Source organism: Candidatus Gracilibacteria bacterium, assembly GCA_010119145.1.
Classification (GTDB): domain Bacteria; phylum Patescibacteriota; class Gracilibacteria; order BD1-5; family UBA6164; genus JAACSU01.
In genome coordinates this window covers 601,355-620,167 of the sequence record JAACSU010000007.1, presented here as the reverse complement: position 1 = coordinate 620,167, position 18,813 = coordinate 601,355, and the positions used below count along the sequence as shown (strand labels likewise).

Below are 18,813 nucleotides of genomic sequence, written 5' to 3'. Positions count from 1 at the left end.
TTTTAATCCTTATTTCGGTTCAGCTTTCTGAGTAAATTCTATTTGTTATTCAATCATCAGCACTATATTTTATAGTTAAGAAATCATCATAAAATACTTCAACATCGAATTTTTCTAATCAAATTCAATATATTTTTAGTAATTTTCAAATTTTTTCCTTCTCACTCAAACTTTCAAGATTTCACTCTGTACTTTCTGTTTTTTCTGACAGACTATCGTTCTCTGAAAATGAGTTATTTTGAGACTTCAAAGTCGTACATGAAGATAATAGAATAATCCCAATTATTATTAGTATTTTTTTCATAAGTTTTATTTATTTTTATTCTCAAAAAACTTTCTATCTTTAGATGGTTTATGATTTTCTTTTACTATAAACCAAACAACTATCATTAATGCTATTATGAATATTATAACCACTGGGGTAAATGAATTTAATAAATCTGTAATCATTGTGTTCATCTTATTTATAAAATTAACTTAAAATATTTTAGTTTTATGTCGTTTCGGACTAACTCTCTCTGTGTAGCCCCTTTCCTTTTGTAAAAAAGGATAAGCGAAGAAAGGAGTGTAACAACTATTCTGAAGTTAAAGCGTAGCAGAGGATTCAGGTGAGGAATATTACACCATTCCTATCTTGAATTCTTTCCTTTAAGTCTAAAGGAAAGAGGCTGCAATTTTACTCAAAACTTTATCAATATTATTTAGTATTTCTTCATTTCTAAATCGTAATACTGTAAATCATTTTTCAAGTAACATTTCTTGTTTATATAAATCAAGTTCTAATACTTCAGGAGTATAGTGAATATTCCCATCTATCTCTATAATGAGTTTATATTCAAGACAAATAAAATCAGCAATTACATATCAAGGAAATCAGGAATCTTCTTCAAACATAAATATAGGTTTTTGTTTCAAAAAGTTTTTTCACTCTAACTTTCAAGATTTTATATATTCCCATAAATTTTTTTCAGCTGGAGTCATGTTCTTACGTAAATCTCTCGCAGCTTGTTTTATAATATCAGGTACTATCATGTTTATATTATTCAAGAACAAATTATGCAGCCTCTTTCCTTTTGTCTAAAAGGAGAGAATTCAAGTGAGGAATATTTATTTTTCTTCAAGCTTATCAATATATTTAATAGCTGTTTCTCTATAGTCATCTTCTCAGAGTTCGAGGTAGAGCGTCGCTTCTGAGATAATATCCTCAAGTGCTTCAACTTCGTCTTGCGCAAGGGCTCCACTAAAAGCATATTCAAGAAGGTAATCAACACTTTGTTTTTGTTTGTTTTCGAGAGCTTCTCGAAGTTTTTCGAGGAAATCAGAGTAGGAGTCTGCAGTCATATATTTTTTTAGTTGTAAAATGGAGGAAGGGACGAGATTTACCCAAGGGCATAAACTTCTCATCACGTCCTAGTTTTGTATGTATGGAGGAAGGGACGAGATTCGAACTCGCGAAACGGGTATACCGTTTACACACTTTCCAGGCGTGCGCTTTCAACCACTCAGCCACCCTTCCAAAATCAATTGTAGCCCCTTTCCTTTAGGCTTACAGGAAAGGAATCTAGTTTTATGTCTTTTCGGACATATACTTAACCGTATAATTGTTGTTTTAAGGTTTCTTCATCTGGAACTCATTGTTCTAGAATAGTTCTACATTTTGCAGAGAAATTTTGAACCCAAGTTTTTGCTCCTTCGCGTCTTTCTAAATGTTCTATCTGACAATATTCCAGTATGAGTCAGCATTGTAATTGATACACTGCACCACTATCGAGAACTTTATCTCATAATTGACATACTTTTTCCATTCTATTTTTTATTTATACGCTATACATTCTATTTCAACTTTTGCTCAGGCAGGTAGTTCTCGAACTGCAACACAGCTTCGTGCTGGTTTGTGTTGAAAATATCTTCCATATATTTCATTTACACTTGCAAAGTCTGACATTTGAGCAAGAAATATAGTTGTTTTAAATATATTATCTATCTCGACTCAAGCGGCTTCACACACTCAAAGAATATTTTCACACACTTGTTTGGTTTGTGACTCTATAGTAGTTTCTAGTTTCATAGTATCGGGACATAAACCAATTTGTCCAGAAAAGTATATGAAGTTTCATACTTTTACAAAGGGAGAATAAGGTCAAAGCGCAGTTGGATACTTCATAGCACTATACTAAAAGATTAAAATAAAGATCATTATTGGTAATATTTTCAAACTGAAACCCTCATGCTTGCATATTTTGCTCAATTGCTTCAAAATTCTGATTTCACAGTGCTTCTATTCCTATCATTACAGGAGCTGTATTCCGGTTTGATTTTTTCATATATTCAAAACGAGCTATGTCATCATCAGGTCAGAGAAACTCAAGAAATGATTTGAGAGCGCCTGGTCTCTGTGGGAATTTAACGAGGTAGTATCTCTTTTTTCATTCATATCGCAGAGAGCGCTCTTTGATTTCAGGAAGTCGTTCAAAATCGAGATTTCATCCAGAAACAATGACGATTATTTTCTTTCCTTTTATTCTTTCAGACAATGATTTCAGTGCGTCTGATTCAATGGCTCCAGCTGGTTCTAGGACGATTCCATCTTCTCTGAGGAACTCGAGAATAGTGGAACAGACTCTATTTTCTGGAACACTGATAACTTCGATATTATTTGCCTCACAAATTGCATAGTTATTTTCTCATACTCGTGCAACACTGGCACCATCTACAAATGTATCTATTTTAGAAAGAGTTGTGTTCTCATTTTTTTCTAAACTTTTTTTCATACTCGCAGCTCATTCAGGTTCAACTCAGATTATTTCAGTAGTTTTTCAAAGGACATTTCTGGCAGTTATAATTCCTGAAATAACTCAACCTCCTCCAATCGGACAAATAATCATATCTGGTTCAGGGAGTTTTTCATAAATTTCAAGTCACATCGTTGCTTGACCAGTGATGATACGCATATCATCAAATGGATGAACAAAAATAGCTCACATATCTTGTTCGTACTGTTTTGCAGCAGAAAGTGCTTCATCAAAGGTATCTCCTATAAGTACTATTTTAATGTATTTCCCTCAAAATTGATGAGTTTTATAGACCTTTTGTTCTGGAGTGGTTACAGGCATATAGACGACTCACTGTATCTTGAGTTCAGCGCATGAGAGTGCAAAACCTTGAGCATGATTTCCAGCACTTGCACAAACTACTCAAGATTGTTTTTCGGTGTCTGAAAGGGAAGAGATGAGATTATAGGCTCCTCTAATTTTGTAGCTTCTCACTTTTTGAAGATCCTCACGTTTGAGGTAAATTTCTGCTCCATATTTTTTTGAAAGTCGGTCACTATACTGTAAAGGAGTATCTTTTACAACTCTTCAAAATCTATGTTTTGCTGCGGTGATGTTCTCGAGAGTAAGCATAAAAAAAGCATACAAAATAAGAGTTTGTATGCTTTGAGGTCATTTTGCAATGAAGGTACCACCTAAAGCTGTGCTTGATTTATTTTTTATCGAAGTATTTCGACTTCGTGAGGTTCTACTGAGATTATTATCTGTTCTTCCTCAAGCTTGCAGGTGATAGCTGCTCTAACGCTTTGAAGTATTATAGATAAAAAACAGTATTTACAAAACTTTTAATAGTCAGTCGTTGCAAATTCATCTTTTTTATCTCATGTATCAAATTCATCAATGAGAATAAGTGCTTTTTCACGACTAATATCGTTTCTATTTTCTATATAATCATCCACGAGTAGATTTATTTCTCTCACATCATGTGTTTCATAATCATATTGATCATCATTTTCAACATATACTCAAATTTCTTGAATCTTTTCTATATCCTTCGCTTTCAGTGCATTATACAGATTTTGTAGATACTCAGTCATTTCGTACATAGTTTTTATTTATGAAATATTTCATAGTAGTCTAGACTACATTTGTGTGAGAAGTGTATGAGGGATTATTTTAGAATTCATTTTGCTATTCATCCAGCAGTTGCAAGCCAGACTTCTTTTCATTTTATAAAAATTGAATTTATTGAATCGTTTATAATTCCCACTGAGCTATCGTAGGTTTTGAAGGTTTCAGTTTCTGGAAGATAAATTACAACTCATTTATCTGTTCCTATCCATAAATTATCTTTATCATCTATTATCATATCAGTAAGCGTATTTGAAGGTAATCAGGCACTAGTTGGATATACGGTAAAATCTGTCCCATTAAATTTTCTCACTCCATTAAATCCTCCAGCAAAAATACTGCCATTATAAAATTCTATTTCATGAGTATTATCTCAGGCAAAATTTATCCAATTAGTTCCTTCAAGCTTACTCACTCATTGTTGCGTTGCAAACCAAAAATTTCATTCTGCATCCTGAGTCATATCATAGGTATTACCTCATAATATGCCATCTCCGTCTGAATTTTTATAAACGGTTATAAAGTTTGTTCCATCATATTTTCTAATTTGACTTGAACCTGTAATCCATAAATCTCATACTTTATCTGTATAAAATGTTCATCCTCACGTATTTATTGTTTTATCAACGGTAATCGTAGTTGGATCTACAATCGATATTCAAAATCAATGGGAAATAAATAATTTGCCATTATACTCATGAAACTCTTTCGTCTCACTTTTATGTAAATTAAGATTTGCAGTGTTATAGAGCTTCCAAGTCTTATCTGTATCAATTATATAGATTCATATATCAGTACCAATCCATACTTTAGAACTAGCATCAATGTAGATATCATGAATAGTATTGGTTGCTAATGCTTCATTTATTGAATAAGAGGTCCAGTTAGAACCATTAAATTTTGAGATTCATTCTGATCTACTTCAAACCCAAAGCTCATTTTTTTTATCGAAAAAAGCGAATGATTTCTCTCACCCTACCATACCATCTGCTGGAGTAATGAGTCACCAGCTTGTTCCATCAAATGTGGAAATATTTTCTCAGGTAGGAAAATGAAGTTTTCAAGCATTATCCTTTGCTAAGTCTGCTCTGTTTGTTCTTCAAAATGTTGATCCATTTCTGAGATCTGTATATCTTGTACCACTCCCTGTCGTAAGATTCATATTATATAATTCTTGATAATGCTTATCCATCCAAACATCTCAGTTATTTCAAAGCAGTAGTTCATACACTACATTATTTCAACCACAGGTCTCACAAAATACATCTGAGTTTGTATAATTGTAAATAGTAGAAGTGTTTGCATCTATATTGTAAACTACCACTCAAGTTTTTGAAGGAATATAAAGAGTATCCTTAGCTGGGTTTATAATAAAATCTCATGATAAATTTGGATCAGCCAATGTTGTCGTGATTGCTGTCATAGTGCCATTTTCTATTTTGATGAGTCATTTTCATGTTCGTATCCAAAAGTTTCAATTCTTATCTTTTGTGACATTTCACGCTCATGAAGTTCAAATTAAACCTCCAAATTGATACTGAGTCCAATCCGTTCCATCATACTTACTGACTCATAAATTATGAGAAAAATAATAATCTCATGTATCAGGGTCAATATATACTCTCCTCACTACATCATTTTTAAGTCCATTTGCCGTATTACTTCCTGTTAAATTTTTCCAGACATTATCTTTGAGTATACTTACTCAAACATCACTTCAAAAAACCATCTCACCATTGTTTCATTCTGCTATGGATTCAATTCAGTTAGACAATAAACCAATGTCTCAAAAACTAAAAATATTAAACCAGTCAATAGCTCAACGAATCACTCTTTCATTAAAGTTTTCAACAAAAATTCCTGCAACTCAGTATCAAATAACATCAGCAACATAATTTTTTGCTCTAGTAGGATTAACACTTGGATTAAGACTCGTTATTTCATCATAGTATTTATTTCAAGCAGTATCTCAACTTGTATAAATACTGTATAATTTTTTAAAAAAAGTTAGTCTTGGAGCTTCATTTATTAGATCATTTAAGTCTCAAGAAAATACTATATAATCAGGACTTCAGAAATTTACAGCTCACGTCATAGTGTATGAGAGAGTATCAGAAGAAGCTAGACTCGAATAATGAGCTGGTAGATTTGTTCCTCCATTTATAAGTATATTTTTACTAGCAAAGATACTACTAATCTCTGGATTTGTAATATCTGAAGTAAACAAAGAGGGAAGAGCAAGAATAAAACTTGTTCCAGCAATATTAGTAAGAGTCAATACTCCATTATACTTCCCTCATAATCTCACATATCATGTTCTTTTTGCAGCAGCGTATGTTTCGTTAGTTCCTAATAGTCATAAACTTGTAACGGGATTTTCAAATACTCAAGCTATTTGATATTCGCCTCTATTTCAGGATACAGAATACGCATAGGGCAGTTTAGAAATTGGATCAACAGGAAGAGGATTTACTCTAATAATTCCTGCAGTTTTTTCTCACAGTATTCATTGCTCAAATAGAGTAGCTCAACTATAAGTTACGGCTTGAGCATTTTCTGGATCAGGATAGTATCACTCAGTGGTTCGGAAAAACTCGAGTCATTTTTCTATTGTTTTCATATCTGCTAGTCGAGTAGACTCACGAGCATATTGAGCATATTTTTGAATAGATATAAATCAAATGGTTCAAAGTATTGCAAGAATAGTTATCACCACAATGAGTTCAACGAGAGTAAAAGCAGTGATTTTTTGTTTTTTTAATACACTATTCATTAAATTATCTTAAGGATAAGTTCTATGTAATATAACTTTATGTGAGAATCTTGTAAGTTTTTTTTTAAATTACTGCTTGATGATAAATTATTTTATAGTGTAAATTATTTTTTTATTTATGTATCAATTGTCTTTTCCCAATTTTCAAAGACAGACATATCAACCATTTTGAGAGAAGGAGTTGTTTCTGAAATAGCTATTTCGAGAAGTCACTGTGTTATTTCATGATTTTGAAGTGCGTCTTTAAAATCACTGATATCTCCATCATGCGCTTGTATTTTTTCTGCTAATTCTATGATATTTTTACTCGCGTCTCTACTTGCTTCCTCGACTATTGCCTCTATGTCAGCGGCTACATATCCATCTGTAAACTCTGCAAGTTTGCTGTAATTAAGTTTTCAGTGAGGACGTTTTTGTTTTGCTATAAATATTTCAAACAGTTCTTTTCGGGCTTCTGTATCTGGAGCTCAAATATAGTATTTTTTATCGAGTCGACCAGAACGCAAGATTGCACTATCAAGATGATCAGGACGATTCGTTGCGGCTATAACTATAAGATTTGGAGCTTCTTCCAGTTTGTTAAACTCTTGGAGAAACTGAGAGACTTCCTCTGCTTTATTTGCGTCCACCTTGTTATCTCTTTTGGATACGAGTGAGTCAATCTCATCTAAAAACAGAATAATTGGTCATTTTTCACTCGCTAGTTTTGCTGCAGCGAAAAATTCTCTAATATTTTTACTTGTTTCATGGAGATAGCTTGAACCAAATTCTCACACTGATTTTGTGATGAGTCCTGCTCATAATTCTTGAGCGAGTTTTTTAGTGATAAATGTTTTTCCTGTTCCTGGAGGTCAGTACAGAAGCATTCCTGTTGGGATTCATACTTGAAAGGCTTCATAACTTGCGTAGAGATCAACGAGCATTTTTTCTTTTTTTTCTTCTTTTGTATCAATCTCAGTTTCTGACATAAGGTCGTATTTCTCTTTGAGATTACGAACTAAAAACAAAAATTGAAGTGGTTTAATGAAACCATCAGTGAGCTCCTCTTTGAGTTTCTGCATTCCAGCAACTCATTTAAATCCCCAAGTATCAGGATTTTTCATCACGAAATACTCAGGCTCTACTATAAGTTTTCGAGCTTCATCATCTCACGCATTTTTTGCTGATTTTCAACTAGTATCTGAACTATGAGTAGAGATATTATTTCACGCATCTATAGATTCAGGAGTTGCAAATGTTTCATGAAATGCTTTTGTGATATCTCAAGCTTTTGCAACTGAGGCTTCCATTTTTTTGAGAGTTTCTGAAAAATCTCAACTCCAATCTTTTTGAACTACTTTTTTAAATTCTGGAGTGGTGGTAACTGCTTCAAAGAAAGCATCAAATCACGCGTCTTTTTGTGTCATAAATTTATGAGTTATTAATATTTTGCATATGAGATTCTAGTCTCTTTTTTTGAAGTTCTAAAAGAGCTTTTCCTTCGATGAGAGGTGAATTATTTCACTTTGATTCTAACTCTGTAACTTCTCAAAAAATCTCTTTTTCATGGGCCCCAATCCATTTTTTTATATCGGTATGAAAACTAGAAAGTAGGTCAACGAAAAACACCTTTTCATGTTCTATGATGTCGTCTTGTTTTGTATTATGTGAAATAAGAGTTTCTAGAATATCTCAGCAATCTTTTATAGATTCAGTAATATAATCTATACACTGTCGTATATTTTCTCAATCGATAGCTTTAGCCTTTGTATCGATAATATCTTTTCAAATATCTGAGTACAGATTAGAATAATTAAGAAGTATTTCTTCTTTTTTTTCTGCATATTTTATAAGAATATTTTTGAAACTTTTTCAAAATATTCACTGTAATTTCTCCATAATACTTACATCTTTGTAGGAGTTAACTAAACGATGAGTTCTTTCGAGTTCTTCGTGGGATTTTTTGAGTATATGTTCTTGCATAAATATGTAGTTAAAATTTATATCTGTATATGTTTTAAATAAATTGATTTAAATTAATTATTTGAGTTTATCTATCGACTCTTGAAGTTGAGGGATGTATCTTTGTATTTCTCGTTTTTGTAACTCTATTCTCTGGAGCTGTAATTCAAGAGTCGATTTGTATTCAATTTTGTGAGTCTGAGTTATTTGTTGTTCTATATCTTTTGAAGTTTGGATGAGGAGAGAGAGGTTTTTTTCTAAGAGTGCCAAAATTTGTTCAAGGGGAGTCAGTATCTGTTTTTTTATCCAAGAATTATAAACTGGAAATGAGAACATATCACTATATTTAGACTGCGAGATAGTATTTTTAAGATCCAAGACTTGTATGATTGCGTTTTGAGTTTTTGAGTTTATATGTCAAATTCATTGATTAATTTGTAACAACAAGCCGTCTTGCCAATTATTGTTGTACGCTTCTTCTAGTAGGAGCTCTAAACTTTGTTTTTCATTGTAGATATCTTCTGAGGATATATCTAGACTTGAGAATAATTGATTTATTTTAATTACTGTGTGTCATTTTCTCACGAGGTATTTCGTATTTATCCACGTAATAAAACTTCCAAGTACCCAGAGAAATAAAACTCAGACGAAATACACACTTGCCATAATTGCTGCGTAGGCTGTGTAGAGTCAAATTACGAGCAAAACTGCTTTTTCAGAATCACGTGATGAACCTCATCGTGACATTCAGCTCATAATAATTTTGTATCATCAAAATAATTGATCCATTACTTCTTTCATAAGATTTTCCTTTGCTCCAGAGAGTTTTGATTCTCAAAACAGGTCTTCTTCAAAGGTTTTAGATACTTCGTCTATATCTTTTTTTAAACCTCAGATATCTGAAAGTTTATGAATCTTTCCTCAAAGAGAAATAGAACTATCTGTCATAATTACAAATGCAGATTTTGAAAGCAGAGCTGATCTCTTGATAGATATAAAAAAAAGGTAGAGAAATACAAAGAAAACTCAAGTAGCAATGGTTGCAAAAAATACCCATATATTTATTCAGCTAATGAGTCAGGCTAGAACTGAAATAACAGCTAATGGAATTCATATCACTTTAAGAGTACGTAAAAAATCTCGTTCTATAGAGAGCTTTACTTCATCAGGACTGATCCATTTATAGAGATGAAATCATTTATCAGTAATATCATCCTGTACGGATTTTGGTATTTGAAGAACCTGAGGGAGTTCATCAGAATATTCGTCGTGTCTTGTTTTCATATTTTTGTTTTAGGATTCTTATATTATATGAAAAATATTTTATTATTATAAATAAATCATTCAAAATTATAAAATACTCATACTATTTCACTATTTTGTCAATGTGAAATTCTTAATTTACCTGTATATAAATCATTTTAAATTTAATTATATGATATTTTTAATGTAATATTATTTTACATATGAAATATGTTAGAGCAAATTAGAACATTATATAGAGATGGTTTTAGAAGTGTCTTTTGAAACAAACATCTCCATCTCCATTGGTTACTCGCAGTTTTACTTGTATCACCAGTTGCTTTTTTTGATGTATCTATTGATATAACTCCAAAAACTACACAAGCAAGTTGACTTGGTATGACGAGTCAAATTACTGATTATGGAATCACTTGGACCCTTAAGGAACCTGCTGAATATGGAAAATATATTTCTGGATGATACTGGGTCGTTTGACCAGTAGAGATTGTACGTGTCAGTCCTGATTCGGTCAATGGACTCAATGGACTTGAGGTAAACATAATGTCTGATACCTCGCAAGCCTTTGACCTAAGAAGTCCAAAGTATAACTCTGGTACACTTCTCTCACTCCCGTATATAGCTTCAGCTGGTACATCACTCTTAAAAACAGTATCAATTGATGGTGGTATTTCTACTTGTAGGCCATGTACTCAAGAAGCGTCTATATTAACGGTAGTATCACAGGCTCCTAGTGACGACGCATTTAGACCTGCTTATGCTTGAAATAATAAAAGAGAGTATACACTTGGTGATATTAATTGGAGTTTGCTCCCACAAGTTGATGTTTGAAATATAACACTTCCTGTATACTCAGGTACTGATATCCCAAATTACTTAAAGGATGGCTGAAGTATCGTTAGTTTAGAAACAGTTGCTTGATATTTTGAAAGACCTTGGCTTGATCATATTACAGATTATCAAAGTAGAAATATTCATCCGATTGCTCATATGCCAGCGTATGGTTGAGATATGAACAGACTTATTTGAACAGCAATTTTAAGAACTATGTTTGATGATGCTACTCAAGACAAAGTTCCAGCAGTGACTCAAATTGTACAGTATGCTATTGATTTAGAAGGGATGATGCTGGAAGCGTGAACGAGATTTCCTTGAAATGGAGGACATGAAAACTGAAGAAAAATAGTTTTAACCTATGCGTGAGTCCTTCTCAATGATACTGAGATGAAAAATATTGTTCAAAATGCTGCAAATAATGTATTTTCAGAAAATGATCATTCATATTTTAGTCAAAAAGCTAATAATTGAAAAGGTATAGCACTCCTTTGAGATGAGAGTGGTGGGAGTGAAAAACAGTACTGGACACTTGTTGAAGATGGAACAGGTTTTAGAACAAACAAAGATCCCTACGGACTGATTGATGGTGGTCCAAGAGCGTGAGACTCTTATCTTATACCTATCAATGCAGCATTATGGAAAGCAAATGTTGTAGCCATTAAACTCATGCCGGAACTTAAAAGTGTATGGAATGATCAGGATAATATCGATGTTACGTACAGATATGTAGAACATGGAAAATGGACCAGTTGAGATATTTGTGCCCCTTTTGATGGGAATATCTCTAACAGATGAATCACATATTGACCTGATGGAAAGGGAAGTTGTATACTCGATACAGATTCAAGTGATGGAATAGGGAGATACCCTGAACTACACGGAACTGATAAAGATGCCTGAGCATATTCAAGATACCGAGTGCCACTTGCTGACGCTTTATGGAATAAATATATTACGAATAATGAAGCTCTATTGGATAAGAGTATTTCTATTCCAAATTCTCCAAATACTACTAACTCTAGTGATACTCCCCAGCAATCTTTTAATAATTTTCCAAGTGTTCCAGTCATTTCATATGGACAATCTGTATCAGTATGAGCCGGTTGAATTCTCTCACCAGATGCTCATGGACCAGAAAATACCGTTTGGAGTAATCGTATATTCACACTTAATAATGAAAAAAATGATTTTGTCACACTTGCTTCTACTAATTTTAGAAGTCATGATCAAGGAATGCTTGAACGAACGGTTCAAAATTTTATAAATAATTATGGTGATTCTCCCTCTTTTCTGAGTCAAAACTCTGGAATAGGTGGGCGAACAGTTCAAGAACTTGCTGTGAGACCTGAGCATATTTTTAAATCGTGAACATTAGCAGCTGCAGCAAATGCGGTTGAGACTAAATATGTATTTGCCCTTTATAATGGTACAAATTATGATATTTATATAGATGATGGAACATCGAGTCCTGCTATATCAGTAAGTTGAAAATCTGAACCAGTTTGATATGGTAATATGATTTCAGAATTTAAAAAAAGTAAAATTATTGCTGACCAAAAAGGGATTTCTCTGAATACTACTGTATTTTTTAACTGGACTCAGTGACAATCTAATACAGGAGCTATTCCAAACTGATATGACTTTTATCTTGGTCATATTATAGATATGCTCAAGTCAGATCTCAGTACTATTTATTCCAAAGATGTAAAAGTTGTATCTATGATTAATCAAGTATCAAGATATGCCTTTACAACTCCAAGTGCTCAATCAAAACTCGTTCGTGATAGATCTGATGTACATTTTTGATATCCAGAATACGCATATAATATAAAATTTCCGCAAAGAAATACTGACTCAGTTGGAGGACATCTCAGTAGTCTTTGATATAGAATCATGTGAGAAAATATGGGATATCAACTCTACGATATAATGACACAGTGATACTCACAAACTCCATACATAAGTTCATACCAATATAATGAATCAGGAAGTTTAGATATCAATTTTTGAGGTTTAAAAGGGAATCTTATAGATGATAGATTACTTCTCAATCAAACCTATAGTCCTGCTCAAACTATTAAATGATTTGTAGAAAATGTTCAGAGTTATTTTCCATATCAACTTACAAACTGATGATTTTCAGGTTTCCCAAGTGATATTATAATTGATTCATATTCTCTATTAGATAAAGACACAGTGAGAGTAAAAATAAATAACTCAAAAAATAGATCAAGCTTTAAAGTGAGAACTTGAGAAATTATTAATGGTTCTATTCTTACTTCACTTCGAGATTCAGTTGAATATTGAATGTTAGTTCCTGCTTCTAATTATGGAGATACTTCAGTGCATAAAATTCGCTTTCATCCATTCGTAGAATCTCTTGATATCGATATCTCAAATAACAATCTTGTAGTTTTAAAAGACGTCACAAATAAAACTCCGTATTTTAACTTTGGTGTCACTCAAGAATCTAAGCCAGAAATAATTACAACAATTCCTGAAGAGAATATACCAAGTCCGACTACAAATACTCCAGAAATAAGTACAAACTCAATCACCGTGACAAATTCTCTCGAACTTACATCAGCATTAGATTCAATTATAGGATGAGAAACTATTTATTTGAAATCTTGAAAATATGAGAGTGTTACTATTTCTAAATCTTACTCAAGTAGCGTTACAATAACATCCCTTGATAAAAATAACAAAGCTGAAGTAATATCGTTTGATGTTAGAACCTCAAATATAAAAATTACTGATTTAAAAATTACTCCAAATTCCGCTAAGAGCAATTGAATATACGTATTATGAGGAAATAATGTAGCACTAGAAAATAATTTTATTACTTTTTGAGATTCCACAAACTGGAAAGCGAGCGATTGGCTAAATAACGCTAAAAACTGAATCTATATTCGATCTTGAAAAAATTCTAAACTTCTCAATAACTATATCGAGAATGTAGCAAGTGGTATTACCGTGTTTGAAGATAATGCAATAATCCAAAACAATACAATTAACAGATTTAGAGTTGATGGTATACGTGCATTTTGAAATGATACAAAAGTACTTAATAATTTTGTAAAAAATTCTGTTAAAGTAGATTCTAATCATGATGATTGTTTTCAATCTTGGTCAACACTTGATGGCTCAGTTTGAAAATGAACAGTAGAAAGAATGATACTTAAATGAAACGTTTGTCTTTTATATGATGATCCAAATAATCCTTTGTATGGGAGAGAAATGCAATGAATTTGACTCTTTGATGGTATGTATAAAGACTTCGTTATTGAAGATAACCTCATCATGACTTCTATGTGGCATGGAATCGCTGTATATTGAGCTGATAATGTTCAAATTCGAAATAATACAGTCGTAGATATAGACAGTGTTGATCCTAAAGCACCTTGGGTTAAAATATTTAACCATAAAAATGGAACAGCTCCATTGAATTCTGTTATTGAGAACAATATTGCTACTAAATCTTTCTCTACTAATCAAACATGAGTGAGATCCGGAAATAATTTCACGGCTCCTATGGATACTTATGCATCAAATTTTAGAAATTCTGAAATATATGATTATAGACTTAAAAGTGAGAGCACTATTAAAAATGCTGGTGTAAGAATGATTGATGCTGGAAGTGAATATCTAAAATTTAAATTTGGTGATGTTATTCTTCCTCTTGATAGTGATAAGGATTGAATCTTAGATGTAAATGAAAAAGAAAACTGTGTCACTAATAATTCACTTACTTGTTGAGTTGCAACTACTGCAACGTGAAGCAGTGTCCCAGTATTAAATAATACTACATCATCTTGAACTACTATTCCAGAAGTTATAAGTACTACTTCATCTTGAACTACTACACCACAAAATACGAGCTCTAGCGACGGAGTAACTCCTACTTCACAAAATACTACTCCACAAAACACTAGTTCTTGAGAGGGGAGTTCAACAGATTGAACAACATCTTCCAAATCCGATGAAAATAAACCTGATTCTAATCAACTAAATCCGATATCTCAGAATCCAGTTATTCCTGTTAATAGGATTCCAGAAATTGAGAAAATTAAAGTGGATTCTACAAAACTTATTCCACTCAAGAGAAAAAACAACGCAATAATAAATCTGGGTGAATGAATGAAGAATCAAACTATTGAATCTGAAAAATTAAAAGAATTTGTATGATTATTTAACAATCCTACTAAAGTGGAATACTCTCAAGGTGTTGATTATGTGAGCAAATGTAATGTTATAAAATATTTACAAGAAAGTAGTTTTAAAACAAGTGATTCAACAGACTTTGCTTTTACTGATGAATGAAAATCTGGAAGTAGATTACAAATTAGAAAATTTTCAGAGTTGTGAATTCTAAATTGATTTAATGACTGAAGTTTTAAACCCCAAGAGTGAATCACACGAGCTGAGTTTCTGAAAACTATATTAAAATCACATTGTTATGATTATTCTAATCAAGATACTTCACAAATTACCTATGGTGATGTGGATAAAAATTCATGGCAAGCGAGGACAATTATGTTTGCTCAGTGATTATGAATCGTGAGATGAAGTTTAGATTCACGATCTAATGTTGTATTCAGACCAAATGAATATATAAGTAAAGCTGAAGCATTTAAAATCTTACTGAATCTCAGTGCGATAGAAGTTAATGAAACTATTCCTACACTTTACACTGATATTTGAAATACATGGCAAAAAAAATACGTAGAAATCTGAGAATCTCTTTGACTCTTTGATCCATATATGGAAAAACAATTATTTAACCCAAACTCTGTATTTACGAGGGAAGATTTTGTAAGTTTTGTAGATACTTTTGTAAAACTCTACAAGTAAAATATTTTTAAAAAAACCTCAAGAATTTTCTTGAGGTTTTTAGATGTTCATTTTTTATTTATTGATTTCTGCTGCAAGTTCTTCTTGAGATTGAGCCGAAAGTACTTTTACTTCTTCTAGTTTATCCTTTGCGTCAGCAAATGCTTTATTCTCTGCTTCTGCTTCAAGTTTTACTTGAGCTCTATAACTCTCGATTTGATCAAAGTGATTTTTTAATTTTGTTACATTTTCAACAAATACAGAAGCTGAGAGTACTGGTTTACTTGAAAGTTCTTCAGATCTTTTAGCAGAATCAATAGCTTTGTCAGTAAGTTCAGAGGACATCTTATCAATAGTTTCTCCCATGACATTGAGAGCCTTCATACTTGCGTCAAGTGCTTTTTGTGAACTTGTTTCAATAAGCGCAGTAGAGAGTAGAGTTTTAAAGATAGGTCGACTTGAGCTCATCGCAAGTGAGAGTTTAGAAGCACTATCAAGTCTCATAAGGAGTCTCTTTCTCGCCATTTCTAGATTTCCAATAAGAACTACTAGATTTGAAACAAAATATTCTACATTACGAAGAAACATATCGTATTTCATTTTTTCATCTTCTGATTCGACATTTTCTGACTTAATTTTAAATTCTTCAAGTTTAACTCGTAAAAAGTCTTTGTAAGCAACGACTTTTCATAAATTAGCTTCAATTCCTTCAAGAAATGCTTTTTGCATGTCGATTGAAGTATTAAGCGAAGTATTTGATTGGTCAAAACCGTCAAATATTGCTTCAAGTTTTCCTTCCATTGATTTAATATTGAACTTAGCTTCATCCCATTTAGCGTCCAAAGTCTTTGCTAGATTACCGATAAGTGGAATAGACTTAGCTATTTTCATAACGGTTCCATCATTGTTGATGATATCCTTGTAAACTGACTGTACATCTTTGTTCATTTCAGCAAGTTCATCTGAAACCTGCATAATAGGGTCGCTGTCAATAATTTTTGCCGTTTCAGATATTATACTATCAAGGGGAGCTGTGATTTTTTCTCCAAGCTGTCTGAAATCCTTTGCTTCAGTAAATGTTTGCTCTATTTCAGCTTTATCTGTTGCAGATAAAGGGACTGATTCAGTGCTTGAAACTAATATTTTAGATTCTTCTTTTATATCATCAGTTTTAACTTTTGTAGCCATAATTTTTTTATTAAAAGAAATATTTACACTCTCTAGTATATCAAATATTATCGTGAAGTGGAAATTATTTTTTCATATTTCTGTACTTTTTAAATTCTTCACTCTTTGTTCATTCTGGAAACCACTCAAGCATTCTACAATTTTCATGAAAATAAAATACATGAGGAATTCCTGATAGAATTATTTTTTCTCACATTTTAGGACTCAGTATTTCTCTTACTTCAAGTCAATTTTGCTCTGATATAAGCTCAGCTTTTCCTGAGATAATCTTACAAACTTTATCTGAAAAATATATTTTCCCTCATCTGTAAAATCACATTCTCGTAAATATATCATAGAGTACGACTCATCAAGAAATACTCGTATGCATAACTCAAGCTTCGTTTTCTTTTGTTGTGTGTCTGTTCACAGAGATTATAAATTATTGATTAATCATGATACCTGTAATATCATTTGATATTGGATCTAAATAATGCTTAAATCATCATTTTTCATAAAATAGAATAGTTCCTGGTTCATAACTGAGCCATATTTTTTCATAATTATTTAAGATATAATTTAGGATTTTAAATCCTATCTTTTTTCATCTATAATTTGGATTAATAATAAGATACACTAATGCTTTGTATCAATTTTCTTGTAAATACTTTTTATATTTTATTTTTTTCTTTGTACTAAATTGATTTATAAAAATATCTTTAGATATAATTGCTCATCATAAAAAAACTCAATTTTCTTGAGCTATTAAAATATCACATTCATGAATACCAGTTTTATCTGAAAATTTTTCTCAGTTAAAATCTTCCTTAAAATCTCTTGGCCAAGTTGTTTTAATAAGTTTTTCGTATTCTGATGCAAATCAATTGTCAGGTGATATTTTTATTATTTCCATAAATTATTTTTTACAAATTATACTCATCCAATCATCAGTTTCGTTATGATATATATGAGTTTTATAAATATTTAGTCATATTTCTTCTAATATTTTAAGTATTTCAGATTCTTTGTAATATACATATTTCTTTTGAACTCCTGGAAGTGAAGTACTATTTTTAAATATAGTATCTCAAGATTCAGAAATCTTGAGTGTGAGAAAAAATACTCAAGAATTTTGTAGTAGATTAAAAATATCTTCCAACGCTTTTAGTGCTATATTTTTATCCAAATGAACAATTGATACAGATGAAATTATTCAATCAAAACTTGAATTTGAATAGAGCTTATCCAAATTAGTTATATCTCACTCAAATAGAAAATGTGATACAGAGCTATCTGCTAAAGTTAGAAGTTCTTGAGATATATCAATCCCATAGGCCTCATATCAAACTGCTCTGAGTCTCATAACATCTCTTCAAAAGGCACATCATACATCTAATATTTTTTTTCCTGAGAGTTCATCTAAAAAATACTCAAACATATTTCCTGGAAACACAAAGTCTTCACAGCTTTTTTTGTATTGAATAGCTCAGTCATTGTATATTTGAGTCGTACTTTTTTGATTTATATCTTGCATTAGTCTATTTGTGATAAATAATCCTCTTTTGTATAACTATAATGAGCTATATCTTCGTATTTTCACCTAATAATATCATCTTTTCTTAGAATTCAGTCTTTTTTAAAATTACATCTTTCTGCGACTTTGCATGAATTTTTATTTAAGATATTTACACGTACAATTATATTTTCAGTATTGAAATTACAATATATATAATCTACAAATAATTTTAAAACTTCTGACATATATCACTTTCATTGATATTTTTCTCATAACCAGTAGCCAATTTCTATAGTCTTTGTTTTTTCCATAGTTCTAGGAACTCAAAAACTTCCAATCATTTCTCAAGATTTTAAATAGATTGCTGCAGACCAAGATACAGATTCTCTCACTCAATTATGTCGTTCTTTAATGTGTGCTTGTTGTTCTTTTATGCTTTTGCATTTACTCCAAGGCATAAACTCAAGTGTATTTTTATTTATTAACTCTAACATCTTCTCAGCTTCAGATTCTTGAGGTATTTTTAGAATACATCTAGGAGTTTCTATGATATCGTCTATTTTGGGAAGTTGCATACTTAAGTT

Annotated in this window: 16 protein-coding genes and 1 tRNA gene; 1 reads left to right on the top strand and 16 read right to left on the bottom strand. The window is 31.6% G+C overall.

The features are described 5' to 3' along the window. Positions 1 to 654 precede the first annotated feature (654 nt). The 11 genes from GW846_03525 to GW846_03475 all read right to left on the bottom strand — a co-directional run bounded on the left by GW846_03525 (position 655) and on the right by GW846_03475 (position 9,900). Positions 655 to 1,032: an endonuclease domain-containing protein gene (locus GW846_03525; protein NDK09822.1), complete on the bottom strand. Its 378-nt coding sequence runs from the start codon at positions 1,030 to 1,032 to the stop codon at positions 655 to 657. 75 nt (positions 1,033 to 1,107) lie between these two features. Further along, positions 1,108 to 1,341, bottom strand: coding sequence for a hypothetical protein (locus GW846_03520; GenBank protein NDK09821.1), 234 nt, complete (start codon positions 1,339 to 1,341; stop codon positions 1,108 to 1,110). Positions 1,342 to 1,425: 84 nt separating this feature from the next. Next, a tRNA-Ser gene (locus GW846_03515) sits at positions 1,426 to 1,516 on the bottom strand. Positions 1,517 to 1,589: 73 nt separating this feature from the next. Beyond that, a complete protein-coding gene (locus tag GW846_03510) occupies positions 1,590 to 1,805 on the bottom strand; it encodes a hypothetical protein (GenBank protein NDK09820.1) in 216 nt (71 codons plus the stop codon). 8 nt (positions 1,806 to 1,813) lie between these two features. Further along, a complete protein-coding gene (locus GW846_03505; protein ID NDK09819.1) occupies positions 1,814 to 2,164 on the bottom strand; it encodes a deaminase in 351 nt (116 codons plus the stop codon). A gap of 4 nt (positions 2,165 to 2,168) precedes the next feature. Beyond that, positions 2,169 to 3,404 carry a threonine ammonia-lyase IlvA gene (gene ilvA, locus GW846_03500; protein NDK09818.1) on the bottom strand — a complete coding sequence of 412 codons (1,236 nt, stop codon included), beginning with the start codon at positions 3,402 to 3,404 and terminating at the stop codon, positions 2,169 to 2,171. Positions 3,405 to 3,616: 212 nt separating this feature from the next. Continuing rightward, complete coding sequence (locus GW846_03495) at positions 3,617 to 3,877, bottom strand: hypothetical protein (protein ID NDK09817.1); 261 nt, start codon at positions 3,875 to 3,877, stop codon at positions 3,617 to 3,619. A 65-nt stretch (positions 3,878 to 3,942) separates the two neighbouring features. Further along, positions 3,943 to 6,675: a prepilin-type N-terminal cleavage/methylation domain-containing protein gene (locus GW846_03490; GenBank protein NDK09816.1), complete on the bottom strand. Its 2,733-nt coding sequence runs from the start codon at positions 6,673 to 6,675 to the stop codon at positions 3,943 to 3,945. Between the two features lie 116 nt (positions 6,676 to 6,791). Further along, positions 6,792 to 8,081: an ATP-binding protein gene (locus tag GW846_03485; protein ID NDK09815.1), complete on the bottom strand. Its 1,290-nt coding sequence runs from the start codon at positions 8,079 to 8,081 to the stop codon at positions 6,792 to 6,794. A 4-nt stretch (positions 8,082 to 8,085) separates the two neighbouring features. After that, complete coding sequence (locus GW846_03480; GenBank protein ID NDK09814.1) at positions 8,086 to 8,637, bottom strand: hypothetical protein; 552 nt, start codon at positions 8,635 to 8,637, stop codon at positions 8,086 to 8,088. Positions 8,638 to 8,694: 57 nt separating this feature from the next. Continuing rightward, positions 8,695 to 9,900 carry a hypothetical protein gene (locus tag GW846_03475; protein NDK09813.1) on the bottom strand — a complete coding sequence of 402 codons (1,206 nt, stop codon included), beginning with the start codon at positions 9,898 to 9,900 and terminating at the stop codon, positions 8,695 to 8,697. Between the two features lie 189 nt (positions 9,901 to 10,089). Between GW846_03475 and GW846_03470 the strand changes: the two genes are divergently transcribed. Further along, the gene (locus GW846_03470) at positions 10,090 to 15,567 is read left to right on the top strand and encodes a hypothetical protein (GenBank protein ID NDK09812.1); all 5,478 of its coding nucleotides are present in this window, start codon (positions 10,090 to 10,092) and stop codon (positions 15,565 to 15,567) included. Positions 15,568 to 15,621: 54 nt separating this feature from the next. Here GW846_03470 and GW846_03465 read toward each other — a convergent pair whose 3' ends face one another. The 5 genes from GW846_03465 to GW846_03445 form a co-directional block, all read right to left on the bottom strand. Next, entirely contained in the window at positions 15,622 to 16,734 is a 1,113-nt protein-coding gene (locus GW846_03465; GenBank protein ID NDK09811.1) for a hypothetical protein, read from the bottom strand. A 64-nt stretch (positions 16,735 to 16,798) separates the two neighbouring features. Then, positions 16,799 to 17,143, bottom strand: coding sequence for a hypothetical protein (locus tag GW846_03460; GenBank protein NDK09810.1), 345 nt, complete (start codon positions 17,141 to 17,143; stop codon positions 16,799 to 16,801). A 12-nt stretch (positions 17,144 to 17,155) separates the two neighbouring features. Further along, entirely contained in the window at positions 17,156 to 17,626 is a 471-nt protein-coding gene (locus GW846_03455) for a GNAT family N-acetyltransferase (GenBank protein NDK09809.1), read from the bottom strand. Between the two features lie 3 nt (positions 17,627 to 17,629). After that, entirely contained in the window at positions 17,630 to 18,247 is a 618-nt protein-coding gene (locus GW846_03450) for a class I SAM-dependent methyltransferase (GenBank protein ID NDK09808.1), read from the bottom strand. Next, entirely contained in the window at positions 18,247 to 18,804 is a 558-nt protein-coding gene (locus GW846_03445; GenBank protein ID NDK09807.1) for a GNAT family N-acetyltransferase, read from the bottom strand. Before GW846_03445 ends, GW846_03450 begins: the two co-directional genes overlap by 1 nt. Between the last annotated feature and the right edge of the window lie 9 nt (positions 18,805 to 18,813).